The sequence below is a fragment of the Flavobacterium anhuiense genome (assembly GCF_001705175.1).
GTDB lineage: Bacteria > Bacteroidota > Bacteroidia > Flavobacteriales > Flavobacteriaceae > Flavobacterium > Flavobacterium anhuiense.
Genome location: NZ_CP016907.1, coordinates 4,104,876 through 4,129,607, shown reverse-complemented (window position 1 = coordinate 4,129,607; position 24,732 = coordinate 4,104,876). Strand labels below are relative to the sequence as shown.

Sequence of the window (24,732 nt, the reverse complement as noted above, 5' to 3'; positions counted from 1 at the left end):
CTTTTCTTCATTTCGCTTTCCAACAATTGCATGCTTTCTTATGATTGGCATTGCGAAAAGAGGTTTTATGCCTTCAATTTTCTGATTTCAAACCTCTTTCTAAACTTAAATTTCTACTTTTTTTATCGCTTTTTCTCTTAGTAAAATAACAATTTTTAATGTCTTACACTTCAATTTGTAACAAAGTATAGACAAAAAAAACTTTGTCTACATTTTGTCTACAAAAAACACACAATCTCTTATGGTTTTGTCTATGAAAAGTATATTACAAATTTTTCGTACAAATCTAATTCTCAGCTACTTTTACAACTACCAATAGCTAAATTTCTTAGTTACGGCACTTCATTAATCCTAAGAGTTAAATGCGATGATCAACCAGGCACTTCAATTTACGAATAAATTACTGGGACAGTTTTTAAAAAACCGTTTTGGTTTGACCGAAGATAAAACTGTTTTGAACTATCTCATTGAACCAAGCGGGACTTTGCCAAAAGCAAATCAGAACAAAGTGGTTTTGTCTCTTATCAATATTGAAAAAGAAACCAATCAGCCTTTTTATGTCAGAAATCAGAGGTTAGAAAGTGGCAACTATTCCAATTTTAATCCAACAGAAAGATATAATATAGACTTGCTCATTAGCAGCAATTTTGAGGATTACACCGAATCTTTAAAATTTCTGGATGCTATAATTGTCTTCTTTCAGATTAACAATTATATCGATGCATCGTCCTCCTCTTCTATTCCAGATGGTTTGAGCAGATTAGAATTTGAATACGAAAAGATCTCTTACCACCAGATGCACAGTTTATGGACAGCAATGGCAGCGAAATATCAGCCTTCGATTATTTACAAAATGAAACTCATAAAAGTTCAGGCTCACGAAATTATGGAAATCATACCGTCTGTAAAAAATACCAGTAATAATATCGTCAAATGATACAGAGCAATTACATACAAATCTTTAGCATTGCGACTTATCATATTTTTTTTGATAATGGAAAATGCAATTGTCTCCACTTTATTCCCAATCATAAGACTGACAAAACATTAAAAAAATTCGGATTCAAAATGAATCTTGTCTCCAACGGATTTGATTTATATTCTAATACAAAATCTTCGCTATCAGACTTATTAAATTATATTTCTACGACAACACAGCAAAATTATTTTGAGTTTGATATCAAATGCAGTAATCCAAACTTTATTCTCTTTACCTCGTTGCCAATAAACTGGATTGGAGCTATTACGTATTCCAGTCAGGATCCTAAAAACTTAAACAATAATGGTAAAATAATTTTAAACCAAACATTGGAAAACAAACCAGTTTCTTCTCATTTTGGCCATTTAAAAATTTATTTCGAAGATATACTAACAGTCCATTCTCCTCTTTTTGAAATAAACTTTACTGCACGAGCAACACAATGGCAATATTATTTTATAAATAAAAATGCTGTACAGCTCAATAATCCCTCGATTACAGAAAAGGAAAACATACAGTTTGACGGTCCTCAAAATGTAACAATCCAAACAGGAGAATCGGCATTATTGTTTACTTCCAATAAAACCTATATAACACTTAGCGAAAAGCCAAAATATAAATTTGATTTGGTAAGCAGTTCATCCTCTGCAAATCAAAACAATATAAAGCCCAAAGTAATTATAAAGGGACTTCCGTGTCCAGATGTCTCCCGAGTCGGAATTATCGAGAACAGCGACCAAAACGAGGTCGCATCACCAATGTATATCTATCTATAAAAAACTATTAAAAATGAACATTAAAAACTAAAATCAATGAATTTATCTACCATTCAAACTCCTGGTGTTTACATTCAAGAATTAAATGCTTTTCCCAATTCTGTTGTTGGAGTTGCTACGGCTATACCAGCATTTATAGGGTACACACCACAGGCCGCATACGAAGGAAAATCGTATACGAATGTGCCAGTAAAAATCACATCTTTTGCTGATTTTCAGGCTTTTTTCTGTTTGCCGGATCCACCTGCGCCAGCAAGTCCGTCCAAACAATACAGCCCTGAATACTATCTGGTAGCAGAAAAGAGTCAGCCCCTAAAGGGAGACTACATGCTGATAGCAGGAACGTATTATTCAATTGTTCCAGATCCTAACACGGTGTATTATTTATACAATAGCGTAAGACTATTTTATGAAAATGGCGGTGGAGATGCTTATATTGTTTCTGTTGGTTCTTATGGCCCTCCGTCACAAAAAGCAGGAACTCCAGGCATTCCAGTTGTAAATCCAAATGTACAGCTGAATGATTTGATAAAAGGTCTTTCTTTATTGCTGAATGAACAAGAGCCGACCATGTACATTTGCCCAGAAGCTACTTTGTTAAGCGTAGAAAATAATGGAACTCTGATGCAATCTATGCTTTTACAGGCTACACAAATGCAAACTGCAATGTGCTTATTTGACATTATTGGCGGTGATGCTCCAGATCCTATTTTATATACGGAGGATATTTCCAATTTCAGAATGAATACAGGTTCTGTTGGGTTAAACTATGGAATGGCTTATTATCCTTTTATAGGAACTACGATAATGCAAACTTCTGATATTGATTATACAAATTTGTTTGGCGGAGATTTGAAACAGCTTGAAGCAGTTCTTAATCCACCAAGTGCTCCTAACCCAGCCGCTGCATCGATTATTGCCAATATCCAAAGCCCGTCAAGCACTTTGACTGTGACACAAAATCACAATGCATTGCTTATTGCCAGTCAGACTTATTCTCTCATGATTAAGCATATTTTGGCCGATGCTAATATTCTTCCTCCAAGTGGAGCTATGGCAGGAGTTATTACTACTGTTGATAACGCTGTTGGTCCGTGGGAAGCTCCTGCAAATACTTCTTTTGTGGGCGTATCATCATTGCCGATTTCTCTTTCTGAAAGCCAGCAAGCCAATTTAAACGTTGATGCTGTTTCTGGTAAGTCGATCAATGCGATTAGAACCTTTAACGGTTTAGGCATTTTAATCTGGGGATCAAGAACACTAGACGGAAATAGTCTGGATTGGAGATATATTCCTGTGAGAAGAACCATGATCTTCTTAGAGCAATCTTGTAAACTGGCAGCTCAGGCTTATGTATTTCAGCCTAATGATAAAAACACTTGGGAAGCTGTAATTTCTATGATTAGCAGTTTTCTTAGTTCGATTTGGAAACAAGGAGGTTTACAGGGAGCGAGCGCTTCTGAAGCCTTTTCTGTAGCCTGCGGATTAGGTTCGACAATGACTGCAGATGATATACTAAATGGTTTCATGAATGTAACTGTAAAAGTTGCTGTTATTCATCCTGCCGAATTTATCGTTCTGACATTTCAACAGCAAATGGCGACTTCTAGTTAATCAAATAAATACTCAACTAAATACACTTTTTAATTTAAAAATAAAATGATATGGCAACAGATGACGGAAGCGTACAAGGCGCAACATGGCCCATGCCAAAGTTTAGATTCGAAGTAGATCTTGGAACAGAATTGACAAAAGTAGCTTTTCAGGAAGTTACAGGAATGGATGTCGAAAATCAAATTATAGAATATCGCAAAAGTAACAGTCCTCTTTTTTCTGTAGAAAAAATGCCTGGCATTACCAAATACGGTAACGTAACAATGAAACGTGGAATTTTTGTAAACGATAATACTTTTTGGGATTGGCATCAGCAAGTCGTAATGAATACGATTAAAAGAAGAACCGTTCTAATAAAATTATTGGACGAAAAAGGCGGTGTAACCATGCAATGGACTTTAAACAATGCTTGGCCAACCAAAATTACCAGCACCGATTTAAAATCTGACGGTAACGAGGTTGCAGTAGACACTATAGAAATTGCACACGAACAGCTGATCATTAAAAATGGCGGTAAGTAATGATTATCCTGTAAGCTTTTATTTTACACTCTCTTTTGCTGGTGTAGATGCGGCTTTTAAAGAGGTATCTGGAATTTCTAAAGAACTAAGCGTAGAAGAAATTGTTTGCGGAGGCGAAAATAGATTTAAATATCGCCTCCCAACCATTTCTAACAGTCAGAACTTAGTGCTTAAAAGAGCTATGGTACCTGCTGGATCTCAGTTGGTCAATTGGTGCGCCAACTGCATCGATCAAGGATTATCAAACCCAATACAGCCCAAAAATGTGATCTTAAAATTGCTCAATGCCTCTGGTGTAGTATGCATGCAATGGACTTTTAACAACGCTTATCCGGTAAAATATTCTGTTTCTGACTTAAACTCTCAGGAAAGCAACATTGCGATAGAATCTATTGAACTAGCTTACACCTATTTTGACATTTCTAAGGATACCAACTTTAATAAACTTTTTACGTAGACCATTATGCCCATCGAAATAAGAGAACTCATTATCAAAACAGAAATCGTAACAACAAATGCGAAGAATTTGGCTCTGACCAAAGAAAGAGAATTTTCCATTTTGAGAAAACAGCTGCTGGAAGAATGTAAAAGATTAATTGCAGAGAAAAATCAGGAGAATAGTTATAAACGTTAAAGCCAAATCAAAAGATTAAAAAAAACCTGCATGATCAGCGAAATCTGCGAGAGAAAACATTTAATAGGCTTTAAAAAATTTAAACTTAAAATAATAACCCAATGGCAAGTTTAGAATTAATGAAAATTACGGGATACACAGACGAAGAATTTCAAAACAAATTCTCTGGAAGTCCGTATGCCTTTATGATTAATCCTGATAATATCAAAATACAGAAAAGCATCGAATACAACGAGCAGCAAGCACCCGCAACAAGTTCGGCTTCGCAAAAGTACAAAAGCACTCCAAGCGATAAACTGAGCTTTGAAATGGTAATAGACTGTACCGGAATTATAGATGCCAAACGTACCGATATGGCCAAAGAAATAACTGCTTTAGAAACGATTATTTACACTTACAACGGAAAAATACATCGTCCGAATTTTGTAAAAGTACAATGGGGACAGAATATCACATTCAACGGAGTACTCGATTCTATTGACATCTCTTACACTCTATTCAAACCAGACGGAAGTCCACTTAGAGCTAAGATATCGCTGTCATTTAGCCGTTACATTTCTCCAAAAACAGTAACTAGAACAGATGCTCCAGAATCTCCAGACCTTACCCACATTGTAAGTGTTTCCGAAGGAATGTCATTGCCACAGCTGTGCCAGAAAGTATGGAACGATGATTCGTATTACATACAGGTTGCAGAGTATAATAAACTTAACAAATTCAGAAACCTAAATGGTATCGACAAATTAATTTTTCCACCTATAAACCCTTCAAATTAATGAGTGCCTCAACCGAAATAAAAAGTGGCGGAATCGCAACATTTGTCGTAAAAGTCAACGGTTCTCCAATAGCCGATGAACTAAGTGTGCTTTCTGTACATATAGAAAAAAAAGTAAACCGAATTGCTTCTGCAAAAGTTACCATTCTAGACGGAGAACCAAATACTGGTAAATTTGACGCCAGTTCTTCCGCTACTTTTGTTCCAGGAGCATCAATCAGCATTGAAGCTGGATATGATAATACTAACGCAGTTATTTTTTCTGGTGTAATCATGAGCCAAACCATCCGTATTGATAATCTTGTAGGATCGGCTCTAGAAGTTGAATGCCGTGACAACGCCATAAAAATGATTGTGGGCCGAAAAAGCCTTACTTACTCAAAACAAAAAGACAGTGATATTATGACGTCTCTTATAGGAAACTATTCGGGATTAAGTGCTGATGTTACTGCTACTAGCACAACTTGGCCAGAACAAGTACAATTTTACGTTACCGATTGGGATTATCTTTTATCTCTTGCCGAGGCAAATGGACTAATTGTAACCACATTAAACGGAAAAATTTCTGTATTTCCTCCCGACAAAAACTCCTCATCGGTACTTACCGTAACATATGGAGATACTCTACTTGAATTTAATGCCAAATTAAGTGCTGTTACCCAGTTAGGAAATGTGGCTGCCAATAGCTGGGATTTTAAAACCCAAGCCGTTGTAACGGGTAATGCAGCACCAGATGTTAGCGGATCAGGAAATTTAACTACAAAAAAACTTTCTGAAGTTGTCGGACTCTCGACCTATCAATTGCAGACTTCTGCCCCGCTAGAAACTGCTGATTTGACTAATTGGTCGAAAGCACAGATTATTAAAAGTGAATATTCTAAAATAATGGGAGAAGCCAAATTTCAAGGCACAAATTTAGTTGATCCCGGAAAATATATGACCTTCGCCGGCCTTGGAGATCGCTTTAATGGCGATTACTTAATTGCAGGAGTTGTACACGATTTATCGCAAGGAAACTGGATTACTGAAGTTTCACTTGGGCTTTCTCCTTTTTGGTTTACAGAAGAACCAGATGTTATGGCACCACCCGCTTCTGGTCTAGTTCCTGGAGCGAAAGGCCTTTTTAACGCAACCGTAAAACAGATGTATGAAGATCCTGATTCTCAATACAGAGTTTTAGTAGATGTTCCGTTATTGGATCCAAAAGGGCAAGGAATCTGGGCAAGGCTTACCAATTTTTATTCGACAAGCGGAGCTGGAGCTTTCTTCATGCCCGAAGTTGGAGACGAAGTCATTCTGGGTTTTATAAATGAAGATCCGCGTTATCCTATAATTCTCGGAAGCGTCTACAGCAGTACAAGCATAAAACCTTTTACAGGTTTAGACCCAAATCAGAAAAACTCAATAAAAGCCATCGTTTCCAAATCAGGAATATCAGTGCAGTTTGATGATGAAAACAAAGTATGGACTGTTGCCACACCCAATAAAAACACCATTATCATAAGCGATAAAGACAAGAAAATTACGATTCAGGACGAAAACAATAACAGTATCGTAATGTCTAACAGTGGAATTGATTTATCAAGCCAGAAAAACATCAACATTTCGGCGAATCAAAATGTTACCATCAAAGGAAATCAAGGTGTCAACATACAGTCAAGTGGCGGAGATGTTGCTATAAAAGGCCTTAACATCAAAGAAAACGCAGATATGCAATACAGCGCTCAAGGCGGACAAATGGCTCAAGTCTCAGGCGGAATGCAATTGACATTGAAAGGCGCGATGGTAATGATTAATTAATCAGTTTGTGGTTGATGGTTTATAGTTTATAGTTAATGCCCAATTATGACTAAAAAGCTATGAACAAAAACCAGAAACAACAAACAACAAACAATAAACAATAAACAACAAACCATAAACCATAAACAACAAACTTATGCCACCAGCAGCAAGACTTACAGACTTTCACCAATGTCCTATGGTTACTCCGGGAGTGCCACCAGTTCCGCATGTAGGCGGACCAATAGTAGGACCATGTGCGCCAACTGTTTTAATCGGCGGATTACCAGCAGCCAAAGTTGGCGATACACTGGTTTGTGTAGGACCACCAGATTCTATTATAAAAGGATCTGCGACAGTTATGATTTGCGGTATGCCAGCCGCAAGAATGGGAGATACGACAGCCCACGGAGGCTCAATTATGCTAGGAGCATTTAATGTAATGATCGGTGGATAATTTGGAACATAATGAAACTGCCTTTTTAGGTTCAGGGTGGGCATTTCCTGTGTCTTTCTCTGCAGATAACTATCAGCTGAATTTGTCCGCTAATGAAACCAACATTAACGAATCTATTCATGTTATTCTAAATACCCGAAAAGGCGAACGTACTCTTGAATCTGAATTTGGCTCAGGAATACAGCAATTTATGTTTAGAAAAATTGACAGCACGCTTAAAGGCGAAATCATTGAAGCTATCAAGTTTTCCCTACTGCGTTACGAGCCAAGAATATTAGTACAAGATGTAAAAGTTGCATCGACTGATGTTGCAAACGGAAAAATAGAAATACTGATTAGCTACATCTATTCAAAAACCAATACAAGACACAACTATGTGTTCCCATTTTATGTAAAAGAAGGAACAAACTTAGACAAGAAAAAATGATTTTAATTGATCAAAATAGCGCTATAAATTCTCTCAACGAAGCACTCGTTCCAAGTCCGCATTTAATAGACGGAAGAACCGAGCAAGACTGGCTGTACTTTTTGACAGAATTCAGCAAATTGATCAATTTCTATAATGACAGCAATACCATCTATGGCAATTGGAGTCCTTTTTTGCTAAAAGATCCTGTTTTTCTGATGGCTTCGATTTCAAAAACAAACTACAAAAAACTGCATTCAGATTATAAAAATAGCTGTACCGAAATTCAAAGATTAGTACAAAACGAAAACGGCGGAATTCCGCATTCAAATGCTTTAAACAACCTCTTTGACCGCATTACGGCCATTTATAAAATTATAGAACGCTGGACGCATTATATGCTGAGAAATAGCGAAATCTACGATCTTAAAACTTATATTTTACAAGAAGTTAAAACAAGATTAAGCATTGATTTCTGGGCAATTCAGTCTTTTAGAGAATATTTAAACAAATTAGCTATTGATGGTTTCTCTATTGCTTCAGCGCCTCTGCAAGATTTTAACTCTTTTGACAAAAGCATTTGGTATATCAATAAAGACAAAACTCCTTTTTGGCAAGTTTTCGGATTTGAAACAGAACATTCCGTTTTACAGGAAACTAGTTCAATAACGGCATTTAGTCTGGATATTCTAATAAAAATTGGAGATAAACTATTTCAGTTTTTAGAAACCATAATTCATCATGCAGGAAAAGAATTCAAGAAATTAAATCTTAAAAAAGGACATTTTCCAGACACTGTTCTTTTGCGCTCTTTTGTAAATATTTTAAAAGTACAGCAAGATCGCATGAATGGTCTTTCTGAAAAACATCTTGATTTTTATTATAAAGATATTCTAAAACAGACTAAACTCCCTGCAGTTGCCGATCACACCTTTTTGTGTGCGACGCTTACAAAGCCAACAGCTGTATTTACTTTGCCAGCCGGAACCTTGTTTAATGCTGGAGTCGATGCGCAAAAGAATCCTATTCTGTTTGCTTCTCAAAAAAATGTAAACCTAAATCCTGCTGCAATTGCAAGCGTGCATAAGCTTTCTTATCAAGATAAAAACAATGCCTCTTATAATTTACAAACTGTTGATAAGCCAACAGAAATTCAATTAGACGCAGAAAATAAAGCAATCAGTTGGGAAACTTTCGGTTCAGATGATCTTTCTCTAAGTCCTTCTTTAATCGGAATTGGTTTTGCTTCACCAATGTTATTATTGCGTGAAGGAGAAAGAACAGTAAACCTGACATTGGAATTTGATTCTCCAATAGATATAAAAATACTGCAAGAAGCAAGTTATTTTTTAAGCACACAAAAAGAATGGCTAAAACTGAATTTAGCTCCTGCAGATTTTACAGCAGACGCTACAAAGCAAAATACTGTTTTTACGATAGAGATAGTTCTTGACGAGACAGTAGCTTCAATCGAACCTTTTTTGGTTAATCCTGACGGATTGAAAAGCGATTGGCCAATGATGAAGATTTTATTTCAGAATGTTCCAAATCCGCAAGAGCCTCCTAAAATTACTTCGATTACTATTGCTTTAAAAGTAACGGGTGTAAAAACCTTTCAATTGTATAATGATTTTGGTGAATTAAGCACAAAAAATCCCTACACTCCTTTTGGACCAATTCCGCTGGTAAATGCCAATTTTATTATTGGAAACAATGAAATCTTGAGTAAACCTTTGGACAGTTTAATTGTAGAAATAGATTGGGATAAAAGACCAGCCAATTTTGAAATGTATTATGAGCAATATAATGAATACCTGCATCCAACTAAAACAACTCCAAAAGCAGGACTTGGAAGAACACTTAGAAGCATATTATCTAAACCTGAGGAGGATGTTGTTTTTCCAAGCGAATTCACAAATGCCAGTTTTACTGCCAATTTCAATATTATGCAGGACAAATCATGGCAAGGTTTGAAAATGACCAAAATTGAAAAGAGTAACGTTGATAAAGTATTCATTCCAACTGATGAGATTCCACAGCCTGTTTGTTTATTTGACCCTTTTCTATTAGGAGTTCCAAATAATATTCTTAATACATCTAGCAGTTACTATATTTATGTTAAGCCTCTTTCAATTTCAAGTGCTACAGGAACTAATGCAAAAGTATGGCAACCCGATCCAGATATTCAAAAAGAAGCTTTAAAATTTACTGAAGAAAGTTCATCTGGATTTATAAAAATGACTTTATCAAGTCCTGAATACGGTTTTGGCTCAGAATTATATGCAAATGTTGTGGCTAGTATTGCTTTACAAAATGGCAATAAACTTGCCATGGCTAAAGACAAAGAAGTGACAGATTTTATTACCGCCGCCAATGTACCTTTTGCACCCAAAATACAAACCTTTTCTGCCATTTATAATGCTAGTGTAACCTACAAACTTGATGGCACAGCTGGCGATTATCCGTTGCAGTATTTTATATATGCTCCTTTTTCAAACTATACCGTATTTGATAGTGAAACAGCTGACCAAACCAAAACCAATACATTTAATACCCAAATCATTGGAAGTTCTGAAAATGATGTCGCAAAAGGTTTTCCGCTTTACCCTTCTTTTAATTATGACGGCGCTTTATTTATCGAACTAGATAATCTGATTTGCGACAGCACTTTGAACCTCTATTTTGAGTTGGCCAGAAATTCTATCGCGCTTACCAATCAGAATGACATAATGTATTACTATTTAAGCGATTCAGGATGGAAAAACATTCAGCCTTTATCTGATCAAACCAGCCAATTTAGATGTTCTGGAATTATAGAAATTCCTATTCCCGCAGATTGCAATAATAACAGCACGATAATGCCTGGAACCAAAAACTGGATTTCTATTGCGGCTACTGGCAATCTTGCTTCGTTTTCTAAAACCACTTTTATGCAAACCAACGGTTTTAGTGTACAACGAACAGGAACTTCATTTCTGACCGATATACAAAGTCCGCAGATAGAGGCTAATGCAATCACAAAACCGGAAACCAAGATTCCAGAAATAGGTACCATCATTCAGCCATTCGCTTCTTTTGGAGGAAAAGCCGCGGAAGACAAAACCGATAGAAACAAAAGAGTAAGCAATAGCATTAAAACCAAAAACAGAGCAAGCACATTAACCGATTATTATACGCTGATTGCCGAAAAATTTGATACCGTATACTATTCAAAAGTAGTTACTAAAAAAAGCGACAACAGCACTAATGTTTATTTAGTCAAAAAAATAGCGTCAGATAACGATTCAAACGCTTTTATTCCTTTGGTAACAAATGCACTTGAGATTCAAGTAAAACAATATTTAAACGCCAATTCGTCGCCGTTCATAAATCTGAACGTTTCCAATTTTAATCTGGAATATGTTTGCATCAATATCTCTATTATAGTCGATCCAAACTATCAAAAAACGCTGGTAAACAAAAATGTAAATCTAGCTTTAAAGAAGTACTTATCGCCATGGATTTCCAATTGCCCCTCTGAAATCGAAATCGACAAACCGCTTGTTGATGCCAAAGTGAGCACATTTGTCCAAAATATTGAAGGAGTCCTTTCTGTTGAGAATGTATCCTTTTCAAGCTATTACATCAATCCCGCTTCAGGAGTGCAAACCGCTTTAAAAAGCGAAAAAAAAACTTTAATGCCATACGGACAAGCAACGCTTTTAGTTTCTGCTCCCAATCATAATATTTCAAATCTGATATAATGGATACTAATAATCAAATAACAAAAACACAGCTTCCGCCGCATCAGGATTTCAATTTTCTGAAAGACGAAGCTATTGATTATATCCAAAATCATATTGGTACAGAATGGACCAACTTTAATCCGAGCGATCCTGGAATGACCATTTTGGATCAGGTTTGTTATGCGCTTACAGAATTAGGTTATTGTATCGATTTTTCTATTCCCGATATTTTGACCGATTCTACAGGAAAAATGGAAATAGAAAATCAGTTCTATCTTCCTTATAAAATCTTGACCACTTCGCCCTATACAATTGATGATTATAAAAAATACATCATTGACGGGATCGAAGAAGTTTATAATGCCGAAATAGTAACTTACAATGACAATCTTCCACCATTTAGCAGAGTATATCAAGTATATCTTTATATAAATCCCGATATTACCGATAGCATTCAGCGAGATACTATTTGTAAATCGTCATTTTATTACCTTAACCAAAGCCGAAATATTGGCGAACTTTTTAATATGCCAATTGCTCTGCAGCCACAAAACTGCTTGATTGGCGGAAAAATTGAAATTGAAAAAGACGCAGACGAACAAGCCATTTTATTAGAACTGCAAGACAAAATTCGCACTTATATTTTTCCGAAAATAACTCAGGTAAATTATGATGCTCTAAAAGAAGATGGATATAATGCTGCCGAAATATATGATGGTCCTTATCTTAAAAATGGCTGGATTTTAAGTGAATCAATAGTAGATAAAAAAGATACTCTCAAAACTATCGATCTAATTCCAGTAATTGAGTCTGTAGCTGGCATTATTTCAGTTTCAGGAATTCAGCTTTATCAGAATAATAATCATGTTCAAGCATTGCAATCGACAATCAGTCAAATAATAGCGATAGATATTCTGGCTTCTTATGGAGAAAAAAAACTATTGTTAATCAGCAACGGAAAAGAAGTACAAACTGATGGTTTAAGTCCGTTGCAAATTAATCTCAGTAAATATCAAGAAACGGCGATAAGTTTAAATAACAAACCTGCGACAAAATTGCCAAAAAGCAGTTTTAGAGACATTAATAGCTATTATTCTATCCAAAATACATTTCCTCAACAATATGGCATTGGCGACGATAAAATTGAAGATGATTCTGACCCGATACAAGTCGCACAATCCCGTCAGCTAAAAGGCTATTTAACCTTATTTGATCAGGTTTTGGCCAATCAATTTTCGCAATTGGCCAATGTTTCAAAACTATTTTCTTTTACCAATTCCGTATGCGGTTCGCCATCAGACAAAGATGCTTTTTATGCGCTAAAAGATAAGTATGAGAAAAAACATTTAGAATATCCTGTTCCGTACAAAATGTTTTCTCCAAGCTATTTTTATCAGTCACTGTACAATGTTCCTCATATCAAGCCTTTATTAAAAAACAATAATGTCTTTGAATACACTTATGGCGACGAAACTAAAAAAGAACTAAAAGAAAAAAGCTGGCTAGAATATCAGCAAGATCCTTACAATGCTTACATCTTTGGAATGATGAAAATCATGGAGGAAGAAGATGTCAATTTTGAAAGAAGAAATACAATTTTAGATCATTTGCTTGCCAGACATGGCGAATCGCCTAAAGTTATTGATGCCATAATTGCTGGTACAATTTATACGGGAAATAAGAAAAAAGATCAGATCATTTTGAAGAGTCTATATCTTCAGAACCTTGATTTATTAACGTACAATAGAATAAAAGCCTGCAATTTTCTGACGGCTTCAAAAATAACTCCGACTCATAATCTCAATATTAAAAACGATCATTACGATTACATCAATGAAAACACGTCTGATTTTATTTTTAAATCAGAACATCTCAATAAAAAAGAGAAGTTAAGTAAAACCGATTTCAGCAATTTTTCGGGATTTGAATTAAAACTGAATCTCCTTTTCGGATTAAAAAATATATACAACAATTTTATTACGGCTCAATTTGAAGCTTCACAACATTCTATAGAAGACCAATTGAACGCCAATAAAACTATACAAAAAGTATATTGGTTTAAAGAAAAAAGAAAAGGCAGCATCTTTATTGAAACCTCCATTCTTTTAAATCAATTAAAATATAATATAGAAATCGTAAAGCAAAGTGATAGTTTAAACTACACAATTCAAAATATTGATTTTCAATCATTAACTAATATAAATTATATTCTAAATAGTCTAAACAAAACTGTTTTGGATACTCAATTTCAAAACGGTTATTTGGAATTTGCTTCGGAGAAATATCTTATTGCTTCTGGCGATTCTCAAACTGTAACAACTCCAGATTATACAAAAAGTAAATTATCCGATTATGCATTTCGTATTACAGTTTCTTCTGGAAACGGAATCACTACAATTAATGACGAACTTTTTAAGAAAAATGCCATCTTATTATTTCCTGATTTTATTCCTGAATTGCAAACTCCCGAATTCAAAAAACGTTTAAAACTGTTTCTTTCAATATGCCTTCCAACAAACATAAAATGCGAATGTTTGTTTGTAACTACTCAAGAACTGGAAACTCTAATACCAAATTACAGCAATTGGCATGACAGCTTGCGTTTTAAAAACACTCAGGATTTATTCAATAAACAGGAAAATGATTTAGAAACGGCAAATCCTGAGATATCTTCAGTGAATTTGACCAATAGTTTAACCTCAATTTTAGAAACGAAAAATGGAAGAAATAAATAGCCATATTGTATCGAGTCTAAAGTGGGACACAACTTTTGACCAGAAAAAAGAAAGCTACAGACTTCAGGAACGCTTGAGCGCTTGGAGCAAAATCTCGCTGCCTAGAGAAGTCGCTTCTATTTTTAATGAATTATGTCCGCAGGAACAAAGCTGGCGAATTGAATCGCTGGAACTTGATCTTGGCTCTTGCGATTATGGCGATCTTGAATTTGACTTAAGTCGAAAAATACGCAATTTATTAAGAGAAAAAATAGCCGAATTAATTCTGTATCAAAACAGTCAGAAGCAAAACGGAATCGCGGTTTACAATAAAGAAAAATCGATCCTGGAAAATCTGATGGTCTTTTTGTTAGAAGGTTATTTCCCATGGAATTATCAGAACAAAGAAGGTTCTGTAAACCAAATTATGGCAGAATTACTTCAGAATAATCTAGCTGAGGTTATTGCAATTATCAAGGAAACCGGAATGACGCATGAAGAAGTTAGAAAGCGAATTGCGTGGCAGTTTGACGAAAAAAATATAACCAAAATAATTGCGGCGCTTGAACCTAATAATAGTAGTTCGATAATTGATTTTAGCTCCATTATGGTGAACATTCAGGTTAAGGAAACTATTATCCATACGAGTACAATCAGTTTCAAAAAGAATCTTTGGTTCTTTATTCTTAACTTTTTACTGCTGGAACGCGGCACTCTATTTAATAAACTCGCTTTCATGAAAAGCAGTATTCTGCAAATGGCAAATCATTATAATATTGCTTACGCGGAACTGATTGTTTTGATCGAAAATACGATTGTAAAACTCTCTGATAAAACTTCTCAAAACAACAATTTTATTGCTTGCTTAAAAATACTGACTCAGGAATATGAAACACAAAAAGTTGAAAATCATTTACCTGATTATAAGATAAATTATTGGAGTTTACTTGAACAATTACTTCAAAATAAAAACAGTAGAAAATTTAAGGCAGACAAAGACAATTTGAACGAATTAATTGTGGCATTAAGTACTGAAAACAAAACCAAATTTAATGCCCTTATTCAGCCAATTTTTAAAGAAGAAAATCTGCTTGCTTCACTGCTTCAGGATTTAAACGAAACTTCTATAAAAGTACTTTTTTCAAGATTAGACACTACTCCATCGCTTCTTCAAATGGAATCGATAACGTATTTGAATAAACTGAGCCAAACCTTTAAACTCAAAACAAACAGTAAGGCTTTATGGGAAATCGGAATGCTTTTTTTAATTAAAAATAAAAATGCTGACAATAGTGCTTTTCTGCTTTTCTGCATTAAGGAATTAGGCAAAAAAAACAATCTGAGTCACGAACATTTATTGGCGATGTTTACCAATGCTAAAATTCCTGCGGCGGTAAAAAACAATAATTCGGCAACCATTTATACCAATCTCAATGCGATTTACTGCAAGGAAATAAACCGTAATAATTCTAATTATCCAGCTGTTCATTTTAAGAATCTTGTTGCCAAATTAGAACTGGAATTACAGAAAAACAGCACCAAAAGTGTCTTTTTTATTGATTTGCAAAGATCACTTAGGAGAACCATTTTATTGCATCCTAAAATGGCTTTTGAGGTAATGCTTTCATACGGAAATAAAGAAGTTTTAAAGAAAATACTTCCGTTGGTCCTTAATCGTGAAATGCTGCAATTATTGGTAAAAACTGCCAATTATAAAAAGACAAAACTCGTACAGACCATTCAGGTTGTCTATGAAATCCTAAACGAAAAGGATAAATATGATTTTCCAGAAGAATTGATGACGGATAATTTATTACTTCTCGGAATGCAGGAAATACTGTTTCATCCCGAACATAATTCCTCTTTGTTTCTGGAAACTATTATCGTTCAGTTATCCAAAAAAGTAACCGATACGAGACGCAACGACTATTTTCAGTTTATCGCAAAACTGATTCAGTCCAAACGAATTAAATCTTTTGGAGTTGCTATCAAGAAGACATTTTTAAATCAATTAAAAAATACAAGTTCAATTGATACTGTGGCGCTTGCATTACTTATTCAGAATACATCACAACAAGATCAGCAAGAATTGGCGCAATTGCTAACTGTCAATTTTAATGATTCGGGTTTTATAGAACTGCGAAAACAAGACAGAAAGGAAAGCGAAAATCTATTGCATTATTTCTTGACAAATGGTGTTGCGCTGAAAAAGAACTGGATTCAGAAGACATCTGCTGTCATTATTAATAGCGTAAAATCGGCTTCAAAAACTAAAATTACTTGGGAATTAAACGAACTTTTCTGGAACACGATTTTAAAATATTCAGCTTATAAAGGCAATGAAATCTTATTTGAAAAACTGCTTCAGAAAGAGCTGAAATTATATTTGAAAAGAACTGTTGCAAAGGAAAAAATACAGCTTCAAAACGAAACAAAAACTTTTGAATCAGCAAACTCTGTAACAAAATTAGAACATTTTTTTCAAAACGAAATGAATTCAAGTTATACTTTTTCTAATGGAATTTCAGAATCTATCAGTTCAGACCTATTTTTTGAAATTCAGGCATTATCAGAGAAAGAAAAATACAAATGGATTTCTTCCATTATTATCGAACGCAAGATTTCTACTGTTTTCAGCATTTCTAGAACAATAGAAATCAAAGATATTCTGAATGTCATTATGGTAAAAGAGCCTCAGATTTTCTTTAGAATAATGAAAAAAGAATTTATTCCCGAAGCTCAAATGGATTGGCTTTGCCGCAATATCAGCTTTCATAATTTGTGCAATGCCGTAAGCCAATTGGATAAAAACAGAGAATCATATTTGAGAATTCTGGAAAAGTTCAATCAGGTCTTGGGATCTGTAACCATCAAAGGTTTGGCTTCTAAAGAAATGCAGCATCTTTTGCTTCGAAAACTTTTAAAAGCTGTTGTCAATGACAATTGGAGACTTATCGCTATTGATAAAATATGGAATGAACTAATCTGGGAAGTGGTAACTAAAAAAGGAATTTCTAAGAAAAACTTTTTGGCAGACATGGAAAAATATCTCTATCAGTTTCCGCCCGCTTTACAGCTTGGTTTCAAAGAAATTCTTCGAACAGAGAAACAAACTTCGCCATTCTTAAAACAAACCGAAATACTATCAAAAATGGAATCAAATAAAATTAAAGAAAAACCAAAAACTAACCTCAAGCAAGGTGTTGCGATTAGAAACGCAGGAATTGTGCTCTTGAACGATTATATCGCAATGCTATTTGATCGATTGAATCTTACATCAGAGAATAAATTTATAAGCAACGAACATCAGGTTAGAGCTGTGCAGTATTTACAGTACGTCATCACAGGAATGCAGGAAACCGAAGAAGTTTATCTGCCATTGAATAAAATTTTGTGCGGTTTACCATTGACAGACACAGTACCCGATTTTGTAGAAATATCTGATCAGGAAAAGCAATTAATAAACGGTTTAATACAAGCAGCTATTTCGCATTGGCCAGATATCGGAGATTCTTCCATAGATGGCTTTAGAGGAAACTGGCTTGTACGCGACGGAATTCTGGTAGAACTGGAAGACAAATGGGAACTTACTGTAGAGAAAAGGGCTTATGATATTTTGATCAACAGATCTCCCTTTGCCTTTTCGATTATGAAATACCATTGGATGGATAAGCCTTTGCATGTCATTTGGCCTTATTAAACAATATATCGTCCTGAGCAAAGTCGAATGATAATCCAAAAACCATTGAATACGATCTTGAAATATAAATTAATCAACTAAAAAAACTATTATGAACAGTTACAATGAAAATCTGCATTCTAGTGTATTGTCATCATTAGAAAGTCAGGAGATGACCAAAAAACAATTGAGTTCACAATTGAGCACTTCAATGTTTACTCTTTATTATGCCGAAGGAGCTGAAATTGTTGCGCAGGAAAAACTGGATGCAACAACCAAAATGTACAAAGAACAGCAACATATAAATAATGTAGTTGTTAAGAATAAAAACATGGCAGACAACTTATTGTTATCTGCAAATCAGCAAAAAACGTATGTCACACAAGCCGTTAGCAATATGGCGGTTTGTGCCTCTAACATTCAAATTGCGTCAAATTCTATTGTGCGTCTGGCAAGTGATATCGGAAGCATTTATAGCATTATCAATGCTGCAGATTATGGAACTCAAATTTACCAGCAGGCTCTTGAGGCTTACAATCTGATTAACAAAACGGCTTATATTGCCGAACAGACTTCGCAGTTTGCTATGGAAGCCACAGCATCTATTTCTGAAGTTTCAACCTCAACAGTTGCTGACGGCGCTAAGTTAACGAATACTTCTGTCAACAATTTATTGCAGGTAACCACTGCTGATTTAACAGCAACTACTGCTGTACTAACAGCAGATAACGATACAAAAGCTAAAGCAAGTATTGCCACAAGAGCTGCAGAAGGTGCTATAAAGTGTAGTGAAGTAGAATATGATGCTTCTAAAAAAGCATATAACTATAACAATGCATTATTTAACCAAAGTTTGGTTGTAGAAGTACCAAAGCAGTTTGATCCTGCAGCGGGCACTTTCAGCGTATATTTTGATGCTTACAGAAGTCCTTTTTCGCCAGAAGACAGAGATTCAGAAACACAAAACAAAGGATTAGCAAATCCTGTTTTAAGCTATAACATCATTATGGTTAAAGACAGCAAGAAATCATTTTTTAGCGCTTCGAATGCAGAATTATTAGTGGGCAATCCAGCTCAATGCAAAAGCATTCCTGCTTCTCAGAACCCAGATGCCAAAGGAAAATATAAATCTTCTATAGTCTACAAAGAACTTAGAGATTCAGACAATGATCCTCTAGTGCTTGGCGAAAATTATGTTGCCTTTCTTTTAATCATCTTTACAGAAAACTACAAAAAAGAAATCAATACGTTTGATGAATATCTGTCTGCTCCTTCTGAGACGTTTGCTTTAACTTATACTTTAAAAAATGCTAAGAACATTACTAATTCTAGAGAGCAAGCATCTGAAGATTTGTCTAAAATCACTTTTACTGTAGATAAAGAAGAAGTTTTAAAAGCAAATGAAATTGATTACAGATGTTTCTTCTTGCCTTATCCAGATGATATTGCTACAAATGAAGATTTGGAAACTCTTGAGTACAAAATTGAAACCATGGAGTTAGAAGAAGAAATTAAAACTGTGGACGCAGAAATTAAATCTCTTAACGAAGAAATAGAAATTTTAAACAATTCTACCAGTCAAGCTAATGCCGACGGAGTTAAAAAAGATAAAGAAACGGATCAGGATAAGCAAAAGAGCCTTAGTCTGAAAAGTGCTTTGGCCGATGCTAAAGAGAAATTACGTATTGCAAAAAGCCAATTGACAGATTTGAATGCTAAACTGAAAGAGGTTAAAGAGAAATCTCCTAAACCGGTTAAAAACAGCAATGCTTTTTACTTCAATTTAAATTTAGCAGAAAACATTCCTGCTGGAAACTTTACGAGTGCTAAACACCACAAAGCGGCTTCTGGTCAAGAATTTAGTGTACATATTGATACTACAACTACAGATAATTTTGGAAATCCGCTAATTGAGGACAAAAGTTATATTCCGGTTGTATTGTCTTACTACAAAGGCAGTGAAAACGCTAAAACCAAATACACCAACAGTCTTTCTGACTGGCAAAACACAACGCCAATACCTTATTCTACAAAAGAAATTTCAAAATCATCAACCATTTAACACCTCAACTATATGGAAACTATATTATCACCAAGTCCTAATTTGCAGAGATACGGAATTACAGAAAAGAAAAAAGCTGAACTAGACTTGATTAAAAATCAAGTGGTTGATGCAACTGCAATTGTACAGCAGCAGCAAACCATTGTAAACTCGCTGAATGAAAAAGCAACGAGATATCAAGGTTATTTATTGGTTTCAGAAAGTAATCGTTCTCATGCTTTAAGCAATAAAAACTTAATAGATCAAGTTGTTCAAAATGCATACGATTTGGCGCTTAATTCAGAAAATGCCTTTTCAAAAACGGCAACTGCAACTCAGGATTCAAAAAGAGTGAGCATTTGGATTAGCGATTTGATTAGCAAATTAATTTATTCTGTAGAAATAATTAACAAACTGTCTAATCTTGTAATTCGCAAAAAAGCGCTTAATCCGTTAATTTCTGATGATTTAATTACCAGAATCAACACTGCAGGCACAGATGCAAACAATGCCGTTGCTCTTACGCTTGTTGCTTTAAAATCTACGTTGGCAGCAGAAGCTTCTGTTCTTGAATCTGAGGAAGCAATCACTCTGGAGACTAAACAGGCTGCTAAATTGTATTTTACTTTAACAAATAGCAAATCTTTAGAAGCAACTTTGCCTGCACCATCCCCTTCTGATTCTTCTATTAGAGGATTAATATACAATGCGTATAAAAATGCTCAGATTGCTTACGAAAAGGCAAATACTGCAAATGACGAAACTGGAAGACAATTGGTTATTGCAACAAGCAATTTAAGCAAAGCGCAAATCAAACTTCAGTCGCTTCAATCTAGTTTAGCGGCAGCAACTGCTGCGGCTTATGCTTCTTAAGACAAATTAAAATGTCCACTGTTTCAATCCTGCATTCAGTGGACTTTAATTCTAATTTTTTAAGGTTATGAATCATACCAACAAGAATTTCTACAGACAGTTCTATTTAAAGACAGGAGGATTTCTGCCTACAAAACCGTTGAATAAAAGTCTTTTTCCTGGTGATTATTTCCAAATTAAAAATGGCGAAATCATTCTTTTGGGAAATATTTATCGCAATGGCATTATATCGCATCACGATGCTGATATTAGTGGCGTAATTGCATTAAATGACGCCAATTGGAATTTTAGCGATGGCATTTCAAAACCTTATTCTGGACGATCTCTTGCGCATGGTTCTATTGAAGGCGATTTTGAATTCAGCAAACAAATACTGGCTTTCGCCCATAAAGGAAGTTTCATTTTTAAAGCCGAAGAACCAGAATCTGTAAAGATTAATAATTGGAACGAAATCCAGCAGCAGTTAATTATAAAACTGACGCAAACCTTATATTCTTTTAGAGAATTGTATGTAGTAACAGAAAGTGCTACAGCCAAAAACACTACTCTCGCTACAGCTGGCGAAGCTAATGCAGAATTGGAACTGGCTTGTGAAGCAGAAAACTTTGGTCTGACAGATATTTTTGGACATTCTAAAACCAAAACAATCCAATCAAAAGATATTGAGTATTATCATAGAGAAACCAAAAGAAAACCCGCTTATTTTAAGGCTAAAAAATTAGTCGTTCAAGACGAAAAACTATCGTATTTCATTAGTGATTTTATTGCCAGAGAAAACAATGTAAGCGCATGGACAGATTCTTTTTTTGATTCTAATTTTCATAATGACACTGATTACAACACTCTGATGATCATGCAAAATGCACAAGGTTTTTATTTGGATATGCTGCAATGCAATGAGTTAAATCCTAATACGGCCTTGTTATACTTTAAATGGGCTGATGCTAATTTGGACGATGTAGAAAAACTATTCGGAGCGTATGGAAACTAATTCCAATATTTTGGTTTTGTATAATGAAATGGATTGGCTGCAAAAGGTAATCGATCAGGTTATTTGCAGTTATCTGCTTCAAGAAGGCCACGAAAACCGATGGCAAGATATTCCATTGCCTGAAGCCGATGAAGATACTGAAGAAAGTGTTTATTATAAAAAATTAGCCGAATGGGATCTGAATCTCTACGAACGGCTTTGTCTTGCTTTGATTCTCGCTCCTCAGATTAAACCTGAAGTTCTAGATATTTTCTTTAGCAAAAATACGATGTACGATCGTGGTTTTACTGAATTTGGTGGTGTTGTTAATAAAAACCACAGCGGTTTTCTGCCTACGGGCCAAACGCTTTCCTTTTTGATTACGGCTGTTAATCCAGAATTACGAATTGAATTGCTCAACATTTTAAACACATCGAATATTCTTGCCAAAGAACAGGTTTTGGTTTTGGAAAGTAGCGAATCTAATATTCCTATTCTGAATCAGGTTCTTTCGATTAATGAACGCTGGCTAAACTTTTTCATAACGGGCACTCTGCCTAAATTGGAACATAGTGTTTCGTTTCCAGCTCAACAAATTTCGACCAATTTAAATTGGGACGATTTGGTTCTCGAAGAACATGTTATGAATCAAGTTATGGAAATTAATGCCTGGCTTAATCATGGTGAAACTTTGATGAAAGAATGGGGTCTAGAAAACAAAATAAAACCTGGCTACCGAACCCTTTTTTATGGACCTCCTGGAACAGGAAAAACGCTTACAGCAACTTTACTCGGAAAAAGTACAAACAGACAAGTGTATAGAGTCGATCTTTCTATGATTGTCTCCAAATATATCGGTGAAACCGAAAAAAATCTATCCAAAATATTTGATGTCGCACAACATAAGGATTGGATTTTATTTTTTGATGAAGCCGATGCGCTTTTCGGAAAAAGAACCAATGCTTCCTCTTCAAACGATCGGCACGCCAATCAGCAAACGGGATATTTACTTCAACGAATTGAAGATTTCCCTGGAGTTGTTATTCTGGCATCCAACTTAAAAGAAAATATGGACGAAGCTTTCTCGAGAAGGTTTCAATCGATGATTCATTTTACAATGCCAACCGCCGAAGAAAGAATGCTATTGTGGGAAAAAGCCTTTTCAGGAAAATGTCAACTTGATCCTGCTATTGATATCGAAAATATTGCCGAAAACTATGAATTGGCTGGCGGTGCAATTATTAATATATTGCGTTTTTGCGCTCTGGCTGCAATTCAGAAAAATGAAACTATTGTAAGTCAGCAGGATTTATTGGAAGGCATTAGACGTGAATTTAAAAAAGAGAACAAAACCCTTATGGTTACTCAAATGAATTGACGCATTATGAAAAAAGATGAAAACATAAAAAAAGTTGCAGTTGCTGCGCCACAATTGCATCGTCATAAAGTGACGCTTAAAATTGGAAACTGGAAAAAATATTTCGATTCCAATTATGTCAACACCATCATTGCAATGGCTTTAAATGATTTCGACGACAAAATCTTTTTTTTCATAAACGGATATCTTATCACGACCCAAAATCTTTATTTGGTTGTACAAACTACCGAAAAAAGTGTAGACGAAATGGTGAGTAAAATTGAGGCTAAGATTATTCATTTATTAAAAACCAATCCTCAAAAACTAAAAGAAAACCGTGGAGAAATTTCTTTTATTGCTGATGACGAAAGTCTTTTTTATGCTGCACGAAAACCTCTTTTTAAAATTTATCCTTTAGAAAATGATCATCTCATAAAGCTCATTACAGGAAGAAAAGTAAAACTCCCCTATTTTGATCAAAACCTTGAGAGCTTAAAAACTATGATTCACAATCATCCTTTTTGTTCAGCAATCCATTATTTAGGTGGTATTGGTCCTGTAAAAGTCACATCGTTTAAAGATCAGATTGACTCGGAAGAATAAGCAGTTATCCAATTCAAAAAAGAAGAAAATGACGCAACAACACAAAAAAATATCTGAAAACATAGCCTCAATTGCTGCTGCGAATGCTACTCACAGTAATAACACGGCTCAATTAAAAGACAATCGGGAATATTCTATTGTACAGAAAAAACTGCAAGAGAACACATTAACAGATAACACTAACACGGTTACACAATTAAAAGGCGGTGATGGAAAAAAGAACCCGAAGAAAAGAAAAAGGCAAGACTCGGAAAGTGACGACGATGGCAGCGGTGATTATGTTCCGCCACAAGCCAAAAAACAAAAAAGATATCATATTCCTAATGATACAAGGGATCACGTTATCGAACATACTGCCCATGAACGTACTAATGTAAATAGCAATTTTGATGCAATTTATACTTGTCCTGGCTGCAGAAGACCGCTTGCTTATAAAAAGAAAGGAAGCAAAAAACTAGAACTAACCCGATTTGCCTACACAAGCCAAAGCGGCAATCCTCACGAACTACGGGCTTTAACATTAGACCATTATCCGCCATGGGCGCCACGTGAGCGCGACTTGAAATCAAAAGGTGCAACTGATTCAGAAATTAGAGAAGATCATAATGATCCTGATCGTCTAAGAGCCTTGTGCAAAAAATGCAATGAAAGCCATAAATATGAGAAAAAGAAAAAAGTGAGTTACGAAAGTGAAGATGAAGAAGACGGATATCACACACCAGATGATGAACCTGAAAACAAAGGTTTTTATAAAGATTTTCGTTATGATCCTGATTCAGGATCAGGCGGTTCTGGCATAATAGCTTAGAAACTATATATTCGACTATAT

19 protein-coding genes are annotated in these 24,732 nt (G+C 35.1%); all 19 read left to right on the top strand.

What is annotated here, in order from left to right:
* Positions 1-367 precede the first annotated feature (367 nt).
* The 19 genes from BB050_RS17355 (at position 368) to BB050_RS17270 (ending at position 24,711) form a co-directional block, all read left to right on the top strand.
* Positions 368-937, top strand: a complete 570-nt coding sequence (locus BB050_RS17355) for a Pvc16 family protein (protein WP_066034464.1) — start codon at positions 368-370, stop codon at positions 935-937.
* Positions 938-1,068: 131 nt separating this feature from the next.
* Entirely contained in the window at positions 1,069-1,755 is a 687-nt protein-coding gene (locus BB050_RS17350) for a hypothetical protein (protein ID WP_123907003.1), read from the top strand.
* A 36-nt stretch (positions 1,756-1,791) separates the two neighbouring features.
* A complete protein-coding gene (locus BB050_RS17345) occupies positions 1,792-3,369 on the top strand; it encodes a phage tail sheath family protein (protein ID WP_066034462.1) in 1,578 nt (525 codons plus the stop codon).
* A 50-nt stretch (positions 3,370-3,419) separates the two neighbouring features.
* Positions 3,420-3,890: a phage tail protein gene (locus tag BB050_RS17340; protein WP_008469163.1), complete on the top strand. Its 471-nt coding sequence runs from the start codon at positions 3,420-3,422 to the stop codon at positions 3,888-3,890.
* A complete protein-coding gene (locus BB050_RS17335; RefSeq protein WP_008469164.1) occupies positions 3,877-4,347 on the top strand; it encodes a phage tail protein in 471 nt (156 codons plus the stop codon). The genes BB050_RS17340 and BB050_RS17335 overlap by 14 nt, the downstream gene beginning before the upstream one ends.
* Before the next feature lie 6 nt (positions 4,348-4,353).
* On the top strand, positions 4,354-4,524 hold the full coding sequence (locus BB050_RS21915; protein WP_164085593.1) for a DUF5908 family protein: 171 nt from the start codon (positions 4,354-4,356) through the stop codon (positions 4,522-4,524).
* A gap of 101 nt (positions 4,525-4,625) precedes the next feature.
* Positions 4,626-5,300 (top strand): CIS tube protein, encoded by a 675-nt coding sequence (locus BB050_RS17330; RefSeq protein WP_008469165.1) that lies wholly within the window; start codon positions 4,626-4,628, stop codon positions 5,298-5,300.
* The gene (vgrG, locus tag BB050_RS17325) at positions 5,300-7,099 is read left to right on the top strand and encodes a type VI secretion system tip protein VgrG (protein ID WP_066034461.1); all 1,800 of its coding nucleotides are present in this window, start codon (positions 5,300-5,302) and stop codon (positions 7,097-7,099) included. The genes BB050_RS17330 and vgrG overlap by 1 nt, the downstream gene beginning before the upstream one ends.
* A 136-nt stretch (positions 7,100-7,235) precedes the next feature.
* Positions 7,236-7,535 (top strand): PAAR domain-containing protein, encoded by a 300-nt coding sequence (locus BB050_RS17320; protein ID WP_008469168.1) that lies wholly within the window; start codon positions 7,236-7,238, stop codon positions 7,533-7,535.
* Positions 7,528-7,962 carry a GPW/gp25 family protein gene (locus tag BB050_RS17315; RefSeq protein WP_008469171.1) on the top strand — a complete coding sequence of 145 codons (435 nt, stop codon included), beginning with the start codon at positions 7,528-7,530 and terminating at the stop codon, positions 7,960-7,962. Before BB050_RS17320 ends, BB050_RS17315 begins: the two co-directional genes overlap by 8 nt.
* On the top strand, positions 7,959-11,684 hold the full coding sequence (locus BB050_RS17310; RefSeq protein ID WP_066034460.1) for a baseplate J/gp47 family protein: 3,726 nt from the start codon (positions 7,959-7,961) through the stop codon (positions 11,682-11,684). The genes BB050_RS17315 and BB050_RS17310 overlap by 4 nt, the downstream gene beginning before the upstream one ends.
* On the top strand, positions 11,684-14,401 hold the full coding sequence (locus tag BB050_RS17305; protein ID WP_066034459.1) for a hypothetical protein: 2,718 nt from the start codon (positions 11,684-11,686) through the stop codon (positions 14,399-14,401). Before BB050_RS17310 ends, BB050_RS17305 begins: the two co-directional genes overlap by 1 nt.
* Entirely contained in the window at positions 14,385-18,080 is a 3,696-nt protein-coding gene (locus BB050_RS17300) for a contractile injection system tape measure protein (protein ID WP_066034458.1), read from the top strand. Before BB050_RS17305 ends, BB050_RS17300 begins: the two co-directional genes overlap by 17 nt.
* 91 nt (positions 18,081-18,171) lie before the next feature.
* Entirely contained in the window at positions 18,172-20,121 is a 1,950-nt protein-coding gene (locus BB050_RS17295) for a hypothetical protein (protein ID WP_123907002.1), read from the top strand.
* A 12-nt stretch (positions 20,122-20,133) separates the two neighbouring features.
* A complete protein-coding gene (locus BB050_RS17290; protein WP_066034456.1) occupies positions 20,134-20,973 on the top strand; it encodes a hypothetical protein in 840 nt (279 codons plus the stop codon).
* 67 nt (positions 20,974-21,040) lie between these two features.
* Positions 21,041-21,964, top strand: coding sequence for a hypothetical protein (locus BB050_RS17285; RefSeq protein ID WP_066034455.1), 924 nt, complete (start codon positions 21,041-21,043; stop codon positions 21,962-21,964).
* Complete coding sequence (locus BB050_RS17280; RefSeq protein WP_066034454.1) at positions 21,954-23,321, top strand: ATP-binding protein; 1,368 nt, start codon at positions 21,954-21,956, stop codon at positions 23,319-23,321. Before BB050_RS17285 ends, BB050_RS17280 begins: the two co-directional genes overlap by 11 nt.
* Before the next feature lie 6 nt (positions 23,322-23,327).
* Entirely contained in the window at positions 23,328-23,903 is a 576-nt protein-coding gene (locus BB050_RS17275) for a hypothetical protein (RefSeq protein WP_066034453.1), read from the top strand.
* A gap of 28 nt (positions 23,904-23,931) precedes the next feature.
* Positions 23,932-24,711 (top strand): GH-E family nuclease, encoded by a 780-nt coding sequence (locus BB050_RS17270; protein WP_066034452.1) that lies wholly within the window; start codon positions 23,932-23,934, stop codon positions 24,709-24,711.
* The last annotated feature ends 21 nt before the right edge of the window (positions 24,712-24,732 follow it).